General features: G+C 36.5%; 16 protein-coding genes. 7 read left to right on the plus strand and 9 right to left on the minus strand.

Going from position 1 to position 18,133, the window contains the following annotated elements; translation table 11 throughout:
* Positions 1 to 126: 126 nt before the first annotated feature.
* From MR041_RS04175 to trhO, 4 genes are all read right to left on the minus strand, one after another.
* On the minus strand, positions 127 to 2,472 hold the full coding sequence (locus MR041_RS04175; RefSeq protein ID WP_242092330.1) for a penicillin-binding protein 1A: 2,346 nt from the start codon (positions 2,470 to 2,472) through the stop codon (positions 127 to 129).
* 44 nt (positions 2,473 to 2,516) lie between these two features.
* A complete protein-coding gene (locus MR041_RS04180) occupies positions 2,517 to 3,011 on the minus strand; it encodes a gliding motility lipoprotein GldH (RefSeq protein ID WP_242092331.1) in 495 nt (164 codons plus the stop codon).
* Positions 2,998 to 4,179, minus strand: coding sequence for a PSP1 domain-containing protein (locus tag MR041_RS04185; RefSeq protein ID WP_242092332.1), 1,182 nt, complete (start codon positions 4,177 to 4,179; stop codon positions 2,998 to 3,000). The genes MR041_RS04180 and MR041_RS04185 overlap by 14 nt, the downstream gene beginning before the upstream one ends.
* 245 nt (positions 4,180 to 4,424) lie before the next feature.
* The gene (gene trhO, locus MR041_RS04190; RefSeq protein ID WP_242092333.1) at positions 4,425 to 5,495 is read right to left on the minus strand and encodes an oxygen-dependent tRNA uridine(34) hydroxylase TrhO; all 1,071 of its coding nucleotides are present in this window, start codon (positions 5,493 to 5,495) and stop codon (positions 4,425 to 4,427) included.
* Positions 5,496 to 5,824: 329 nt separating this feature from the next.
* Here trhO and recA point away from each other — a divergent pair, with 329 nt between their 5' ends.
* The 4 genes from recA (at position 5,825) to MR041_RS04210 (ending at position 9,432) form a co-directional block, all read left to right on the plus strand.
* The gene (gene recA, locus MR041_RS04195; RefSeq protein WP_242092334.1) at positions 5,825 to 6,820 is read left to right on the plus strand and encodes a recombinase RecA; all 996 of its coding nucleotides are present in this window, start codon (positions 5,825 to 5,827) and stop codon (positions 6,818 to 6,820) included.
* 104 nt (positions 6,821 to 6,924) lie between these two features.
* Positions 6,925 to 7,332, plus strand: a complete 408-nt coding sequence (locus MR041_RS04200; RefSeq protein ID WP_242092335.1) for a hypothetical protein — start codon at positions 6,925 to 6,927, stop codon at positions 7,330 to 7,332.
* A 46-nt stretch (positions 7,333 to 7,378) separates the two neighbouring features.
* The gene (locus MR041_RS04205) at positions 7,379 to 7,921 is read left to right on the plus strand and encodes an RNA polymerase sigma factor (protein ID WP_242092336.1); all 543 of its coding nucleotides are present in this window, start codon (positions 7,379 to 7,381) and stop codon (positions 7,919 to 7,921) included.
* Positions 7,921 to 9,432 carry a hypothetical protein gene (locus tag MR041_RS04210; RefSeq protein ID WP_242092337.1) on the plus strand — a complete coding sequence of 504 codons (1,512 nt, stop codon included), beginning with the start codon at positions 7,921 to 7,923 and terminating at the stop codon, positions 9,430 to 9,432. The genes MR041_RS04205 and MR041_RS04210 overlap by 1 nt, the downstream gene beginning before the upstream one ends.
* A gap of 83 nt (positions 9,433 to 9,515) precedes the next feature.
* Here MR041_RS04210 and MR041_RS04215 read toward each other — a convergent pair whose 3' ends face one another.
* Positions 9,516 to 10,247 carry a lysophospholipid acyltransferase family protein gene (locus MR041_RS04215; protein WP_242092338.1) on the minus strand — a complete coding sequence of 244 codons (732 nt, stop codon included), beginning with the start codon at positions 10,245 to 10,247 and terminating at the stop codon, positions 9,516 to 9,518.
* Between the two features lie 203 nt (positions 10,248 to 10,450).
* Here MR041_RS04215 and trpS point away from each other — a divergent pair, with 203 nt between their 5' ends.
* Complete coding sequence (trpS, locus tag MR041_RS04220; protein ID WP_242092339.1) at positions 10,451 to 11,419, plus strand: tryptophan--tRNA ligase; 969 nt, start codon at positions 10,451 to 10,453, stop codon at positions 11,417 to 11,419.
* A 4-nt stretch (positions 11,420 to 11,423) separates the two neighbouring features.
* On the opposite strand, the gene dprA is transcribed toward trpS, so the two are convergent.
* Positions 11,424 to 12,527, minus strand: coding sequence for a DNA-processing protein DprA (gene dprA, locus MR041_RS04225; RefSeq protein WP_242092340.1), 1,104 nt, complete (start codon positions 12,525 to 12,527; stop codon positions 11,424 to 11,426).
* 99 nt (positions 12,528 to 12,626) lie between these two features.
* Here dprA and MR041_RS04230 point away from each other — a divergent pair, with 99 nt between their 5' ends.
* Both MR041_RS04230 and MR041_RS04235 read left to right on the plus strand, forming a co-directional pair.
* Entirely contained in the window at positions 12,627 to 13,979 is a 1,353-nt protein-coding gene (locus MR041_RS04230; RefSeq protein ID WP_339328746.1) for an HU domain-containing protein, read from the plus strand.
* 104 nt (positions 13,980 to 14,083) lie between these two features.
* Positions 14,084 to 14,593: an acyl-CoA thioesterase gene (locus tag MR041_RS04235; protein WP_242092341.1), complete on the plus strand. Its 510-nt coding sequence runs from the start codon at positions 14,084 to 14,086 to the stop codon at positions 14,591 to 14,593.
* A gap of 44 nt (positions 14,594 to 14,637) precedes the next feature.
* Here MR041_RS04235 and MR041_RS04240 read toward each other — a convergent pair whose 3' ends face one another.
* From MR041_RS04240 to MR041_RS04250, 3 genes are read right to left on the minus strand one after another with little or no spacing between them, the layout of a single operon-like run.
* Entirely contained in the window at positions 14,638 to 15,861 is a 1,224-nt protein-coding gene (locus tag MR041_RS04240) for a murein hydrolase activator EnvC family protein (protein WP_242092342.1), read from the minus strand.
* Positions 15,861 to 16,646 carry a lipoprotein insertase outer membrane protein LolB1 gene (gene lolB1 / locus MR041_RS04245; protein ID WP_242092343.1) on the minus strand — a complete coding sequence of 262 codons (786 nt, stop codon included), beginning with the start codon at positions 16,644 to 16,646 and terminating at the stop codon, positions 15,861 to 15,863. Before lolB1 ends, MR041_RS04240 begins: the two co-directional genes overlap by 1 nt.
* Positions 16,639 to 18,018: a tetratricopeptide repeat protein gene (locus MR041_RS04250; protein ID WP_242092344.1), complete on the minus strand. Its 1,380-nt coding sequence runs from the start codon at positions 18,016 to 18,018 to the stop codon at positions 16,639 to 16,641. The genes lolB1 and MR041_RS04250 overlap by 8 nt, the downstream gene beginning before the upstream one ends.
* Positions 18,019 to 18,133 lie beyond the last annotated feature (115 nt).

Genomic DNA, 18,133 nt, shown 5'->3' on the forward strand with positions numbered 1-18,133 from the left:
ATTTTTCATTACTATGGGAGCAATACACCAGAAGTCAGATCTTTAAAGGTTAAATTATAAGGACAAGTCTATTTCAAAAAAAATGGCTGCAAAACCAATCTGTTGATATACATTGGTTCAGCTATTTCAATTAAAATCCAATCCCTCAGGCATGGTGTCTTCCTGTTCATCCTCGATAATAAGGCTTTCCCCTTCTTCCGAACAATCTACATTTATTGAAAGTTCTAATGGGGCTTCAAATTCTTCCTGAGATATATCCAAGGTGTCATCGGCATAGCAACTTTTCATATATAAGGCCCAAATCGGTAATGCCATAGCAGCACCCTGTCCATACGTAATCGATGCAAAGTGAGCAGCCCTGTCTTCAGCTCCAACCCATACTCCAGTCACTAAATTAGGAACCATCCCCATAAACCAACCATCACTTTGATTTTGTGTGGTTCCTGTCTTTCCAGCAATAGGGTTTGTAAATTCATAAGGGTAACCCGTTACAATTTCCCTGAAATCTGCTCGGTAGGCATCAGCTCCTTTGGTTCTTAAACGCACACCAGATCCAAATTGTGTAACCCCCTCCAAAAGTTTTACGGTAACATAGGCGGTCTCCTCATTCAATACATCACGTGTTTCTGGCTTAAATTGATATAGTATAGTGCCGTTTTTATCTTCGATTTGGGTGACCATAACAGGTTTCGTATAAACGCCTTTATTTGCAAAACTGGCATAAGCACCTACCATTTCATAGACACTCAAATCGGGGGTTCCAAGTGCAATAGATGGCACAGGTAAAATATTGGATTCAACTCCCAGCTTTTCAACTAAATCCTTTACAGGTTGTGGTCCGACTTTGTCAATTAACCGAGCTGTTACAGTATTCACTGAATTGGCTAGGGCATTTTTTAATGTACGCACCCCACCGTAGTCATCATCAGAATTCTTGGGACACCATTCTTCGGGGTTACCATACTTGTTCTTCTCAATACAAAAGGGCGTGTCCGGTATTTCATCACAGGGTGACAAATGCAACTGATCTATAGCTGCGGTATAAACAAAAGGTTTAAACGTCGAGCCTATCTGACGTTTCCCCTGCTTGACCATATCATATTGAAAATGCCGGTAATTAATTCCGCCCACCCATGCTTTAACATGCCCTGTAAATGGATCCATAGACATCATCCCTGTTCTTAAGAAGGATTTATAGTAGCGCATGGAATCGATGGGCTTCATAATAGTGTCCTTTTCTGATGGCTTACCATCCTTCCATTCAAATACGGACATCTGTATGGGTTTATAGAATGACTCGACTATGTCTTTGTCTTTTTTTCTCAAGTCATATTTCATGTGTCTCCATCTTTCAGATTGTCTTATGGAATTGCGCATAAGGGTATCAATGGCGCCTAAAGTTAATTCTAGAAATGGTGCCGTGGGATTACGTTTAGGTGTATTCTGATGGAAAAACTCAGCCTGCAATCTCGGCATATGTTGCTGAATGGCATCCTCGGCATACTTCTGCATTCGGGAATCTATAGTCGTATATATTTTCAAACCATCATTATACAAGCTCCATTTCGTGCCATCTGGTTTTGGGTTATCCTTAATCCAATCCTTCATGAACGATTTCAAATACTCCCTAAAATAGGTCGCTATACCCTCGCGGTGAGATTCCGGCGTATAGTTCAGTTCCAATTCTGTTTTCTGCAAAGAATCTCTGATTTGCTCAGAAATGTAGCCATATTTCTCCATTTGTGATAACACAACATTACGTCTATTTTTAACCCCTACTGGATTTCTTCTGGGGTCATAAAGGGATGAGTTTTTAAACATCCCGACTAACATGGCTGATTCCTTTAATTCTAAATCTATAGGTTCCTTACCAAAATAAATGCGGGCCGCACTGCGAATACCATCCGCATTATTTAAAAAGTCATAAATATTAAAATACTGGGAAATTATTTCCTCTTTCGTATATTGACGCTCCAAACGAATTGCAATTATCCATTCCCTCACCTTTTGAAAAGCACGTTCAAACTTACTTCTGGATACTTGTTTGGTAAATAATTGTTTTGCCAATTGCTGTGATATTGTGCTGGCTCCACCTCCGCCTCCCAACATGACTAATGCACGCAATGTCCCTCGTGCATCTATGCCCGAATGACTGTGAAATCGCACATCCTCTGTAGCAATTAAGGCTTCTACCAAATGCTTGGGTAACTCATCATACCCTATTGGAGTTCTATTATCATCAAAATAAAATTTTCCAAGGGTAGTCCCATCTGAAGATATGATTTCGGTGGCTAAATTTGTTTTAGGGTTTTCGAGTACCGTATGATCCGGCAGTTCCCCAAGAAAACCCCATGAGGCCACCATAAACAGCACTACTATTGACATTATACCCGCCAAAAACAGTATCCAAAACCAACGAATATATTTTGAAAAATCCTGAGCTTTTTGTTTTCCCTTTTTTGTTTTTGCCATAAAATAAGCGCCTAAATAAATAAGTATCTTAAGTCCTTTAAATTTTATTTTCCCTGCGGATTTTCTATTCTAAACCCAATATCAGTAATCCCTTCCAATTCAACCACACCCTTAACCTTTCCATTTTCACGCATGGCATGCTGAATACGTACAATATATTCCCCTTTTTCGTTAAATACGACATTTTCCTTATACCATAATTTATTTTCCTTAATGTCGGTATGGCCTGAACCAAGAAGCTTACCATTGGCGTCTGCCATTCGATATTCAAGGGTGTCCGTAATGGTCTTTCCGTGAGGAAATACCATTTCTACAATTAAAAATATATTGTTGTATTTATAAGTATTCGTATTTCTTAAGTTCACAAATAGGTTATATGGTTTTATCGAATCAGGTGGATGTATTTTAAAACTGGTGATAGAATCCTTATGCCATGCATTAGGGACAGATTTATATTCATCGAAAACATGATTGGAATCACAGGAAACAATTACAAAAGCAAAACTCAATACATTTAAAAAAATATTATTTCGAAACATTTTTACGGTTTTGGGATTTCCTTCTTTTATTGTTATTCCTTGAGTTTCTTTTGTTTTTACGTTTATTTCTACGTCTTGGATTATCAAAACGTGTTAAACTATCTTGACCTACAACGTTTTCAAATTCAGATTTAGTGTCTTCCATAAGATCCGACACATATTCTTCGAGGCTGGCAACCGATTTACCCTTCTTATTAATTTCAATAATTTCATTAGCCTGCTGTGCTGTAATCTTGTGCCAATTCATCCATTCCCCTTCATAGGCATACCACATGAAACCCTTAAAAATGTCTATTTTTTGACAAACTGCCGTACCTTTTCCAGTGAGCAATTTTATATCCGTCTTTGGAAATTCCTCCAAAGCATCTAAATAGGTGTCTAATTCATAATTGAGGCAGCACTTTAATTTTCCACACTGGCCTGCCAGTTTAAGTGGGTTTAAGGATAACTGTTGATATCTCGCTGCCGAGGTACTCACTGAACGGAAATCGGTTAACCAGGTAGAGCAACATAATTCACGCCCGCATGACCCTATTCCACCAAGTCGTGCAGCTTCTTGCCTGAATCCAACTTGTTTCATTTCAATGCGCGTTCGAAATTCACGAGCAAAAACTTTAATAAGTTCCCGAAAGTCAACGCGTTCCTCTGCGGTATAATAAAATGTAGCTTTACTGGCATCACCTTGGTATTCGATATCAGAAATTTTCATTTGCAGATTTAAATCAATTGCAAATTGTCTGGCCTTCACCTTCATAGGTTCTTCTTTCTCACGAGCCGCACACCAAATATCAATATCTTTTTGAGATGCCTTACGGTATATTTTTAATGCCTGATCATTATTTGTGTTAATTTTTTTGCGATTCATTTGAACGCGCACCAACTCACCGGTAAGGGTCACCATTCCAACATCATGACCGGCCTGTGCCTGCGTAGCCACAATATCACCGATACTCAAGCTTAAATTCTCAGTGTTTTTATAATAGTCCTTTCTGCCGTTTTTATATCGCACCTCAACCCAGTTAAAGGGCGTCTCTCCCTTTGGAAGTGACATATTAGACAACCAATCAAATACGGTTAGTTTATTACAGCTATCCGTACCACAAGTCCCATTATTTTTACATCCCCTTGGTTGACCATTCTGTTCAGTTGAGCAACTGTTACATGCCATAAAGTTATATGTTGAATTCAATAATAAATGTAATTATTACCGAATTTTAGATTCATAAATTATTTTCCTATGTAAATATATAATTATTCTGAGTACTTAAAAAAAGAAGCTTGATATACTTCTTAATGTTTCGAAAACGTAATCTCATCTAATTGAAATTAAAAAATTTCGATATAAGTAAATCCTGGAAGACGTGCTTTTATACCCTCCCGGAGAATAGCGATGACTGAATACTTATGTTTAAACTACTGCTTTGCCTTTAAAACCTCAAAAATATTCCTCAAATCCTTTTTGTATGGTAAGTGATCCGCACGTCCTTTTTTAAAGATATCGTTGCTGTTTCCCTGTCCTTTGCGAAGGGCTTTTTGTTCTTCATAAGGTAAAGCATGAATTTCTTTACACGTTTCTGAACAGCAATTATTCATTTCTTCCTTGCATTCATCGCACTGAATAAATAATAAATGACAGGCCTCATTTGCACAATTGGTATGCACATCAAATGGTTTACCACATTGATGACAATTTGCAATGATATCATCGCTAATTCGCTCTGCACGCCTATCATCGAATACAAAGTTCTGGCCTAAAAACTTATTTTCAATACCCTGTTCCTTCACCTGTCTTGTATATTCAATAATACCGCCTTCTAACTGATATACATTCTTAAATCCTTTATGTTTAAAATAGGCACTGGCCTTTTCACATCGGATGCCTCCTGTACAATACATAACAAGATTCTTGTCTTCCTTGTATTCTTTTAAATCCGCCTCAATAATATCCAAAGATTCTCTAAAGGTATCGACATCCGGGGTTATGGCATTTTTAAAATGACCTATTTCACTTTCATAATGATTTCGCATATCAACCAGCACCGTATTGTTATCTTCAATAAGAGCATTAAAAGCATTGGCGTCAACATGAATTCCCTTGTCTGTTACATCAAAAGTTTCATCGTTCAATCCATCTGCGACAATTTTGTGTCTAACCTTAATTTTCAACTTTAAAAACGATTTGTTATCCTGTTCAACAGCAATGTTTAATCGAACACCTTTTAAAAAAGCAATAGTATCTAAATGTTCTTTGAAGGCCTTGAATTGATTTGCAGGAAGAGATAATTGTGCATTTATACCTTCATGGGCTACATAAATTCGCCCTAAAACATCCATGGCGTTCCAGGTAATAAAAAGATGATCCCTGAAAATTTTCGGATTGTCGATTTTAGCGTATTGGTAAAAAGAAAGAGTTAATCGACGCTCTCCGGATTTATCTATAAGCGCAGCTCTTTCTTCAGCACTTAATTTATTGTACAGTTGCATGCTATACTAATGTGTTAAGAGTTAAAGAATATGTTAGAATGCAAAAGTACAATATTTAAGTGAAAACAATAAAAAAGCACTTTAGTAAACATTAAAGTGCTTTTGAAACCAAAGTGGTTACATAACATAACCAGATATTAAAGATAGTCACCGCGGCATTACAGCCGTCATTATGAACTCCATGACAACTGATTTACCTAATATTTTCACAGCAAAAATTTCCCGGTTTATATATGAGATACAAAATGTTTAAAAAGGTTGCGTTATAAAATTGTATTCTGAAAAAACTTATATTACTTTAGCAAGTATAACAAGAGAATTAGAATTAAATGAGTGAAAAAGAAGCAAAATTAAAAGCCCTTAAACTTACTTTAGATAAGCTGGATAAGGCTTATGGTAAAGGTACGGTAATGAAAATGAGCGATGCCGCTGTTGTTGATGTAGATTCCATCTCTTCAGGTTCCTTAGGATTGGATATTGCATTAGGTGTAGGCGGTTACCCCAGAGGAAGAGTTATTGAAATTTATGGCCCTGAATCGTCCGGTAAAACTACCTTAACCCTACATGCCATTGCTGAGGCTCAAAAAAATGGAGGTATAGCGGCTTTTATTGATGCCGAACATGCATTTGACAGGTTTTATGCTGAAAAACTGGGTGTTGATATTGACAATTTAATTATTTCACAACCCGACAATGGAGAACAGGCACTTGAAATCGCGGACAATCTTATTCGCTCAGGAGCTATAGACATCGTTATTGTTGATTCCGTTGCTGCTTTAACACCAAAGAGCGAAATAGAAGGTGAAATGGGTGATTCCAAAATGGGACTTCATGCGCGTTTAATGTCACAGGCTTTAAGAAAATTGACAGCATCTATTAGTAAAACTAACTGTACGGTAATATTCATTAATCAATTACGTGAAAAAATTGGGGTGATGTTTGGAAATCCCGAAACGACCACAGGAGGTAATGCTTTGAAATTTTACGCCTCTGTAAGATTAGATATCAGACGTTCAACCCAGATAAAAGATAGCAATGGTAATGTATTAGGTAACAAAACCCGGGTTAAAGTGGTGAAAAATAAAGTAGCACCTCCATTTAAGGCCACAGAATTTGATATTATGTATGGAGAAGGCATATCGAAAGTTGGGGAAATATTAGATCTCGCGGTTGACTACGAAATTATCAAGAAAAGTGGATCGTGGTTTAGTTATGGAGAAACTAAGCTTGGTCAGGGTCGTGATGCGGTTAAGGCCCTGATTAAAGATAACCCCGAACTTATGGATGAATTGGAGGAGAAAATTAAAGAGCTTCTTAAAACATAATAAAAGCAAAACAATCTCGATATAAATCGAGATTTTTTTGCTTTAAGCGCAACCTTTTCGAACTTGTGACATCTATTTGAAAACAACAATCGAAATTAAAGTTTATGAAAAATATATTTGTTTTTAGCCTTATACTAAGCCTATTGGTGTCTTGTAGTATCGGTGATGATTCGGTTAACTACGATCTTGAGATTTTACCAGTTGAAAGTGTTGATATACCTGATGAATTTGAGTTTGGACAGACCTACCCGATTACTGTGTATTATTACAGACCAACGACTTGTCATGCTTTCAGAAATTTTTATTACGAAAGAGATGATAATGTTAGGACTGTTGCCCCAATTACATATGTCGATACAAAAAACAATTGTTCAGACCTTACAGATAATTTAGTGGAGGCCACATTTAATTTTATTGTTACGAGAAATGGTTCATATATCTTTAAATTTTGGCAAGGAGAAGATTCGAGTGGTGAAGATCTATTTTTAAGCATCGAAGTCCCTGTTTTGTAAATTTGATACATAATAAATGAACCTTAACAGTTAATGCGTTTTTAATTTGAGTTTAAACCAACTCATAGAACATTGTAAAACGAATGATACTAAAGCACAAGAGAAATTATATAGACTCTTTTCGGGTAAATTATTTTCTATTTGCTTAAAGTATTCGAATAATTATGCCCAAGCTGAAGACAACCTGCAAGATGCTTTCTTAACCATTTTCGAAAAAATTGGTCAATTTAAAGGTAAAGGATCATTTGAAGGTTGGATAAAGCGCATTACGATTAATACCGCTTTACAACGTTACAGGACAGAGAAGGTGTTCAATATAGTTAATGAAAATGAAGTTGAAGATTTTGAAATAGAGGTTAATGGCGATGCTATTTCTTTAGATTACTTGTTAAAAGCCATACAAGATCTGCCTGACAGGTACCGCCTGGTTTTTAACCTCTATGTTTTAGATGGATATTCCCATAAAGAGATTGCAGATATGCTGAATATTACCACTGGAACCTCGAAATCGAATTTATCAAGAGCGCGGCATATTTTAAAGCAGGCTGTTGAAAATTATACATTAAATGAAAACATTCAGTCATTATAATGGGTGAAAAAAAACATATAGATAGATTATTTCAGGAAAAATTCAAGGATTTTGAAGCTCATCCTAGAGACGAAGTCTGGAGTACTATTGAATCGCGATTGCATAAAAAGAAGAAAAAACGTCGTGCTATCCCGCTTTGGTGGCGCTATGCCGGTGTTGCCGCCCTTTTGGTTTTATTACTTGGCATTGGTAATTTAATTTTTAATTCAGGTAGTACTATTAAGGCTCCTTCTTATCAGGTAGGAGATACCAACTCCAGCAATGATGATCAAACAACGGGTAACACGGGAGATTCGGATTCAAAAAAAGATCAAAACATTGAAGTCATAGTAAATTCTGCTGATGAGATCGCTATCGATGAAGTAAAAGAACTCAAAAATAATAACGAAGCATCAGATAATATAGCTCCTTTTAAAAACACAAATCCAATCACAGAAGAAAACCTAGACTCTAAAAAAAATATTACCAGCAATAAGGAAGCTGTGAAGCCCAGTGATTTAAATACGGTCCTAAAGGATGACAATACTTTAATTTCAAAGGACAACAACATAGCGGCACAAAAGGAACTTGAAACTAAAGGAGATGATAAGACTGATGCAATGGATCGGATTCAAAAGGAGGCGGCGAACTATAAAACTTTTAAATCGGATTCTTCTGTTGTGGTTAAAACTAATCCCAAAGATGACGCCACTGAAGATAAAAACGACATTTCTATTGAAGATTTAATAGATAAGGATATAAATGAGCTCATTGAAGAAGAGAAATTTAGCAGGTGGAGTGTTGCCCCAAACGCTGCGCCTGTTTATTTCAATAGTCTGGGAACAGGATCTTCGATTGATCCCCAATTTAATAACAACGCAAAAACGGGCGAATTGAATATGAGTTATGGTATTAAAGCCAGTTATGCCATCAATAAAAAAATACGCATTCGTTCGGGCATCAACAAAGTTCGTCTAGGTTACAATACAAATGACGTTGTAATTTACCAATCGATCGGATTTAGCGAAAACGCAGTTGGCGCTTCTTTATCTAATATTAAATCAAATTCTAATAATTCCGTATCATCCTTAAGTTCAGTGCGTTCATCGTCATTTGCCAGTGCTGAAAATATTAACTTAAAAAGTAATGCCGGCTTACTATCTTCGGTCACTAATACCACTATTAATCAAGAATTTGGCTATATAGAAATTCCTTTGGAAATACAATACACCATTCTGGATAAAAAGTTCGGGCTTAATCTGATTGGTGGATTTAGTTCCTTTTTCCTGAGTGAAAATAAAGTGTATTCTGAGAGTACAGATTCCAGGACACTATTGGGTGAAGCGAATAATTTAAATAATGTAAGTTATAGTGCTAATCTGGGGCTTGGTTTGAATTATAAATTATCTAAAAAATTAGATTTTAATTTAGAACCCTTGTTCAAATATCAAATAAACACCTTCAGTAATACGTCCGGTAATTTTAATCCTTATTTCATAGGTGTTTATACTGGGTTTGCAATAAAATTTTAGGTTTTGGTTAGATCTGGATATTGGTGAATGAAAAGTTAAAACCAATATCAAACAAAACGGCCCCTTGAGCGGGGCCGTTTTGCTTATTGGTCTATAAGTGAGCTATATATAATTCCTCTTGCACGTTCATTTAAGGATTTTGTGTCCTCAATTGTTAAATTATCAGTCGATAAAAACGCATGAACCTTTACCCGCATCAATCCCGGCCCGCCATTAAAAAGGGTATAGGAAAATCGCTTCTTGGTATCAAAAAAAGTTAAGGGCACTATTGGTATCTTATGGTTGATGGCTAACCTAAAAGCACCGTCTTTAAAATCATCTAAAACAATATGTTCTTCGGGAACGCCTCCTTCCGGAAAAATACATATACTAAGGCCTTGTTTCAATCGTCTTTGAGCCCTTATAAATACGGCTTTTCGACTTTTTTCTGAACTCCTGTCGACCATAATACTGGTACGTTTATAAAAAAACCCAAACAGAGGTATTTTTGCTAGTTCCTTTTTCCCAACAAAAACAAAAGGATTCTTGATAGATGCCAGCATCAACATGATATCAGCCATTGAAGTATGATTCGCGATAAACATATAACTTTTATTCGGAATTGGGTTTTGTTCGAAATCAATTATCACCTTAAATCCCATTCCAAATAGGATAAATTTTGCCCATAGACGAGCCAATTTAAAAAAATAGGGATACCAAGATTCTTTAGAAATTGAAATGAGTAAAATGGGAAACAAAGTAATAATAGGAAGGGCCACCAATACGTAAAACCATATTCGGTATAAAATCCAGAAGATATATTTAAACACCATCATAGACCCTAAAAATACATAAATGTATTGAGCATTTTAATTTAATAAATTCGTTTATGGCTTTTTGACAGTGCATCCGAAATACATGTCAGAGCGATTTCCGATATAAATTCTATTGTAGAATAATGCTCAAAAGAATTACCTTTGCGATGATTTAAAACGAATTGCAGTCTTTAACAGCCCAATACTTTGAAGTAAATATAGTTATGGCAAGAATACTCACAGGCATACAAAGTACAGGAACACCGCATTTAGGAAATATTTTAGGAGCGATTCTTCCGGCTATAAATATGGCGGAAGAACCAAATAATGATTCCTTTTTGTTTATTGCCAATCTTCATACCCTAACACAAATTAAAGATGCCGAAACACTTAGAATGAATACCTATTCTACTGCGGCTGTTTGGTTAGCGTTCGGATTAGATATTGAAAAAACGGTATTTTACCGGCAAAGTGATATCCCCCAGGTAACAGAACTGACCTGGTATTTAAGTTGTTTTTTCCCCTACCAACGCCTCACCTTAGCACATAGCTTTAAAGATAAGGCTGATCGATTGGAAGATGTAAATTCTGGCTTGTTTACCTACCCTATGCTCATGGCCGCCGATATTCTATTATATGATGCCAATATCATTCCGGTTGGTAAAGACCAATTGCAGCATATAGAAATGACACGTGATGTGGCCTCCCGATTTCACGCAAAAATGGGAGAAACATTTGTGATGCCGGAAAGTAGAATTCAGGAAAACACCATGCTTGTGCCTGGTACAGATGGAGAAAAGATGAGTAAAAGCAGGGATAATACGATAAATATTTTTTTGGATGACAAACAGCTTCGAAAGCAAATTATGTCCATCAAAACTGATAGCACCCCGCTTGAGGATCCAAAAGACTGGACAACCTGTAACTGTTTTGGGCTTTATGAGTTATTGGCAAGTAGTGAAGAGGTCGAGGCTATGAAAACAAATTACGAGAAAGGCGGATATGGTTATGGCCATGCAAAGCAAGCCTTGTTTGAGCTCATTTTGACCCGTTTTGAAGAACCTCGTAAAAAATACAATTATTACATGAGTCATCTTAACGAGATTGATAAGGCGCTTTCCTATGGTGCAGAAAAAGCAAGGCGTGTGGCAAATGAGGTTTTAAATAGGGTAAGGGAAAAAGTGGGCTATTAATCCCTTATGCAACTTCAAAAAGTTTTCCGGGCAAAGGTCTAATGACCCCTTTTAATTCCATGTTTAAGAGCACACTACTTACTTTAAAGACTGGCATGTTACACTCTAAAGCAATACTATCCAATTGCTCCTTTTCTCGATTAATCAGATAGTTATAAATAATTTTTTCATCCGCGTTTAATTCAACAAATAATTGTTTTTGGATGGGTTGCTTAGTTTGCTCATCCCATTTCCAATTTAAAATATAGGGTACATCTAAAGGGGTCGTTAACATATGTGCCCTTTGATGCTTGATCAAATTATTGCACCCTACGCTTTGTGAGTCGGACGGCCTGCCAGGTATGGCAAACACATCCCTATTGTAGGAGTTGGCAATATCAGCGGTAACTAAGCTTCCCCCTTTTTCTGCCGATTCTATCACAATAGTGGCTTCACTTAATCCCGCAATAATCCGGTTTCGTTTTAAAAAATTATTTCTGTCGAAAATGGACGTACTCCAAAAATCCGTTAAAAATCCACCATGTTTTTCAACATCAGATACATATTTTTTATGCGTTTTTGGATAGATTTGATTTAAACCGTGGGCCAAGCAACCTATGGTTTGTAACTCGTTTTTTATGGCAGCCTTATGGGCAGTAATATCGGTGCCATAGGCAAACCCCGAAACTATTATTGGGTCATATGGTTTTAATGTCTCAATTAATTCCTCACAAAATGCGACTCCACTTGTCGTAATTTTTCGTGTTCCCACAATACTAATAACCGGATTATGTTTTAAGCTGATATTTCCCTTTTCAAACAGTAAAATAGGGGCATCAACACAATGTTTCAATCTAAACGGATAAGATTCCTCTTCAAAATAAGACACTTTTATAGCATTGTCTTTAATAAATTTCAACTCATTTTCTGCGGCTTCTGCATGCCTGGTATTATATAAATCTGAAATCGTATAGTGTCCGACTCCGGGAATCTTGAGAAGACGTTGCTTTTTTTCCTTTAAAACCGCTTCCGGGGAACCACAAGATGAAATTAAGCGTTTTGCGATAATATCTCCAATATTGGTTACGTGTTGTAAAGTAAGGGCATAGAATAATTCATGGTAGGTCATAATTTCAATTTAAGGTGCAAGTAAAGAAATATTTTAAACTGTTGATAAATACTTCTCTTCAAATTTATTCTGTATTCTTAATTTTTTAACTTTGTTTTTATGCAGCTTGAAACCTACATCAGTGATTTACTTTATCGATATGAATGTGTTACGATCCCTAAATTTGGATCGTTTTTATCTCATCGCGTATCTGCAAGTATAGACGAATCTTCACACGCTTTTTGGCCACCAAAAAAAATACTGTCGTTCAACGAGCAAATTCAAAAAAATGACGGGCTATTGGCTCATTATATTGCAGATGTAGAAAAAATTCCTTTCGATCTTGCGAATAAAAAAATAGCAAAACGCGTAAAAATTTTAAAATCATATTTAACGCAAGGAGAAACACTGACATTTAAAAATATCGGCGAGATTGTTTTTAATAATGAAGGCAAGATTTTATTTGAGCCAACATATCGTCTCAACTATTTAACCGATGCATTCGGCTTGTCAAATTTTGAGTCACAAGCTATTCTTCGCGAAGTTCATAAGGATACAGCAGAAGCTCTTGAACGCGTTATTCCCATTGGAGTGACACCGGAAAAACGCAAATCAAAATCTTATCTAAAATATGCAGCAGTAGCCGTGATTGCTCTGGCCTTAGGTGGATTTACAGCGTCGAACTATTATGTGAATAAAATTGAAACTCATAATCAATTAGCGCAGGAGCAAGCCAATGAACAACTTGAAATCAAAATCCAAGAGGCTACTTTTAGTTTAAATCCTATCCCGGCCATTACACTAAATGCTGTAAAGCAAACCGGTAATTATCACATAGTTGCCGGCGCTTTTCGTATAAAGGAAAATTCTGCTAAAATGGTTCAGCAGCTTAGGAAGCTTGGGTATCCAGCACGATATGTCGGTGTAAATAAATATGGGTTACACGAGGTTATCTATGCAAGTTATGAAAAAGGCTCTGAAGCTTTAAGTGCGGTTCGTGAAATTAGAAAAACACATAATAAAGATGCCTGGATACATATCGATAGAAACCTTGACCAACCTTTATATAAAAATACCTCAGGAGCCATATATCCAGTGAAACCTGAAAAGACAAAGAATATACAATTAGGTTCAGAAAACAAATCTGAAGCTAAGGTAATGACATCGAAAGAGGAATTAGACATTAGTAGAAGTCCAAATATTATTCAAATTTTAAAAGGTGTTGAGGATGTGAATAATGGATTTTATCTGATTTTAGATGCCTTCAAAGATGCTTCTCTAAGAGATCGTTTTATTAAAACCCTTGAATCTGAAGGATATGCAAATGTGCGTTTCTTTTTCGATCAAAAAAGCGACTATTTTTTCGTTTATAATGAAACATTTAGTGTGTCCGAATTAGCCTCAAAAGCGTTAAAGTTAAAAGTGAATAGTCCTAATCGCGAAAAAATGTTTATTGTTAAGGTTGAAAATTAAACCTCATCATCCAGCAGCCTTTATTAATACAAAATTGCATTCGGTTTTACTTCTTAAAAACTTAAAAGGATAGTACCTTTGCCCCATCTAAATTGTTACCCAAGATGCAAGCAAAAACACCTGAGCAATCTAAGACCATCCTTACAGATATGGTTTTACCGGGAGAGACCAATCCCTTAAATAATTTATTTGGTGGAGAGTTGTTGGCCCGTATGGATCGTGCGGCCAGTATTGCTGCAAGGAGGCACAGCAGACGGATTGTGGTCACAGCCTCTGTTAATCATGTTGCCTTTACCAAAGCTGTTCCATTAGGTAGCGTGGTGACGGTTGAAGCCAAAGTATCCCGTGCATTTAAAACGTCGATGGAAGTATTTATTGATGTTTGGATTGAAGATCGTGAATCCGGTGAACGCACAAAAGCAAACGAAGCTATTTATACCTTTGTGGCCGTTGACGATACAGGACGTCCCGTAACCGTTCCGGAGGTTACCCCGGAGACCTCCCTGGAGAAAGAACGATTTGCCGCCGCTTTACGCCGGAAACAACTGAGTCTCTTGTTAGCCGGAAAAATCAAACCAAATGATGCAACTGAATTGAAGGCATTATTCGAGTAATTATGCTGCTATTATAAGTCTCAACTTGATTAAAGCCGGAGGAGTTACATCTTATAGATCCAGGCGGCAGGATCCTGGGTGTCGCTTTCTTTTGAAACAACAAAACTGAGAACCGATTCATTAGTTGCTCTATTTGTAGCGACTTCACCTATGACTTGCTTCGTATTAACCTTGTCGCCTTCTTTAACATATACTTTAGATAAGTTTTTATATGTGGTTATATAATTCCCGTGGCGCACCATTACCAACGGATTAACATTCTTAAGTGTAATCACACCTATGACTTCCCCGCTAAATACCGTGCGGACCTGGGCCCCCTTTTCTGTAGCTATACGAACACCATTGCTCTTTATGGTAAGCGATCTGTTTATTGGATGCGGTTGATTGCCATAACGCAGTTTCACATACCCTTTCTCAACCGGCCATGGTAATTTCCCTTTATTGGCAACAAAATTTGAAGCCAGGATTTTTTCTTCAGCAGTTAAAGCAAAGCTCGTAGACGATTCCGATTTTCCTACTCTTTTATTCGAACGGGCTATCGCGGCTTTAATTATTTTCTCTATCTCTCGGTCTATACGATCGGCTTCTTGCTGCTTCGCCTTAATTTGTGCCGTATATCTGCTCATATTTTTTTTAATAGACTGCATAAGAGATTCATGTTGCTTTTTTGTTGCTTCCAGCGTCCTTTGAGTCACCCTGTTTTCGGATATAAGACGCTCCTTTTCCTCTCTTTGTTTTAATAAATCTTGATTTGTGTTTTGCAGTTCTACGGTCTTGGCTTTAATAGTTTCTCCCTGTTGTTTTTGATGATTGGCATACTGTTTAATATACTGTAATCGTTTATAGGCTTGCTTGAAGTCGGTTGAAGACAGCAAAAACATGACCTTACTTTGCTTATTTTTACTTTTATAGGACTTCACGACCATTGCAGCATAATCCTCTTTTAATTGCTTTAATTCCGCTCTTAGGGATGTAATCTTCTTTTGATTGGCATTAATTTCACGAGTTAAATAGTTTGCCTGCTGGTTGGTAATCTTAATAAGGTTGTTGAGCACCGTAATTTTATAATTGAAGTCTTCTATCAGTGATAATTCTGATTGGGCTTTAGATTTCGTTTCGGCTTGTAGTTCACTGATCTTTTGAATTTCCCTCCTTAATTCTTGTCGACGAGTTTCCAATTCTTGTTTCCTGTTTTGGGAAAACGCAAATGTTGATAGAATTAACGCAGCAAATACTATAATTCTAAAGATGTCCCTATTGCTCGTCATTACAATTTAATTTCATCATAACCCGACGGTATCTTAAACGGAAATCTTAAGTCGGCATTCAATGAGACTCCCCTGTATTCCAATCCCACTTTTAATTCCTCATCTTCTTCAAGGGCAATCACTTTGATTCGTTCCGGAAGGGTTTGCTTATTCACTTCCTGATATTGTAAATAATCAATTTGCAAATGTCTGGACAGATAAGGCTGGGTTAACTGCTGTGATTCAATTTTAAAATACGATGGATTAAGTAAGTAAAATATTTCAATGATCTCCTGTTGGCGTCTCGGTTGCAGCACGTATTTATTCTCATGGATAAATGACTTATAAGAATCGTCTTTAAGATTATAAAGTGCCTCTCCCAACAACAAATTCTGCACTTTGCTAAAGTCCAGTTCTGTTCCCAAAACCTCACTTAGATAAGTGTATCCTCCATCAAAATAAGTTCTATCTAATTTATTATAAAAACGAACCCTATCCGGTGTTATTAAAGCCTTTACAACTGATATTGGCGTCGAGGTTAATAAAATCTGTTTGTCCTTTTCCATTCGTAAATTAATCGTATACGCTTTAGAGGATTTACCATCATCCATATCTATTTTAATTCGAGTAGATAAGGTTTTAAAATCCGGCGATCTTTTAAGATTCTCTCGTATAACCTGCTTGGTAGATAAATTCAAATTGGCTTCTCCCGATCCTAAACTCCTTGAGGATTTACAGTTGAAAGTCCAGATGGCCAGAAGGGTGAATACAATATATTTAAACTTTTTGATGATGTCCTTATTCATTGGGGTTTTGTAATAGTTTTATCTTATCAGTAAACGATTTTGCCTTGTCTAAATTGTTTATTGCTTTATAAGCACCTGCTAATTGGATGTAAAAATCGATTTCCATTTTAGAATCGTCAATGATGTAATCCAGACCCTCTTCCAAAACATCAATAGCCTCATTTGGTTTATTCAGCGATCCCAGTGCAACGCCATTAATTAAATAAATTAGGGGTTGAGACGGGTATTTTAGAAGCGCTTCGGCACTTTGTTGCAGGACTTGTTCAAACTGCTTTAAATCCAATTTCAATAACAATACATTCTGTAAAACAGAATATGTATTCTCATCCAACCTTAAAACAGATTCAAAATAGCGCAGTGCTCTTTCCTTATCCCCTTTCGACAAATAATACTGTCCTAATTCTTCCAGGGTTTTTTTATCGTTCTGACTTTCTGCCAAGGTTGTCGCCTCAACCAAATCGGTTTCGTATTCCGGGTTATTGTTTACAAAACTTACAAAATCAGATAACACTTTTAATTTCGCGTCAGGCTTAACTTGATTACTTTTCAAGACGATCTTCATTGATTCTATCGCCAAATCCGGCTCATTAGCATCTAAATAAAACTTGTATAAGGCCAAATGCACCAGTTGTGAATTCGGATTAATCTGTAACAGTTCCTTTGCGGTTTCAAAAGCCTTATCCTTTTGGTTGTTTTCACTGTAGCGATAAATCAGGGCCAAATAATTTGATTCCTTTCCAGGATCATCATCAACACGCTGTTCAAGGTTTTCAATTTGATCTTTTTTACGTCCAGTGGCCTTGTAAACCTGATTCCTTAAAACATCACGACTTTCAGAAATGCCATGTGCTTTATCAAGTTCATCCAAAAGCTCCAGAGCATCATCATAATTTTTTGTTCTTACATACAGTGCTGCCAAATCTTCCTTGTAATCCGGATGGTATTCAACTAGCTGTTTAATGGCTTTAATGGCCTTGTCTAAATCATTTTGAGCCACATAAAATCCATACAATTCATCTAAATACCATTCGTTATCAGGATCTTTTTTAACCGCTTTGTTAAATGACGCTTCTGCAGCTCCAAAATTCTTGAGTTTGTTGTAGTTCTTTCCAAGTTCGAAATATAAAACCGCCGGCTCATCATTTAATTCAATACACTTTAAAAGAGCTTCAATCGATCGGTCATAATTCTCAATCCCTTTTTGCTTTAGGGCCTCATAAAAATATTCCTGAAATTGATCCTCTACGTTACCCAGATCATCATCTGGCGTTTTGTTGAAATCGACCTGGGCATAACTCAATTGCGAAATACAGAGTATTCCAAAAAGAAAATTGAATATGTTAGCGTTATAGTTCATTGTAACATAGGACATCCTTGGGTATATTCTGATAAAATGGATTTCAAATATTATTCCAAAACAGAATAATCTCCAAAACTAACGGCCAAATAATCACCATTGTAAGTAACGTAATTACCAGTCATTGCAT

Origin of the sequence: Aestuariivivens sediminicola (assembly GCF_022662015.1) — a bacterium.
In the GTDB taxonomy this organism is placed as follows: domain Bacteria; phylum Bacteroidota; class Bacteroidia; order Flavobacteriales; family Flavobacteriaceae; genus Aestuariivivens; species Aestuariivivens sediminicola.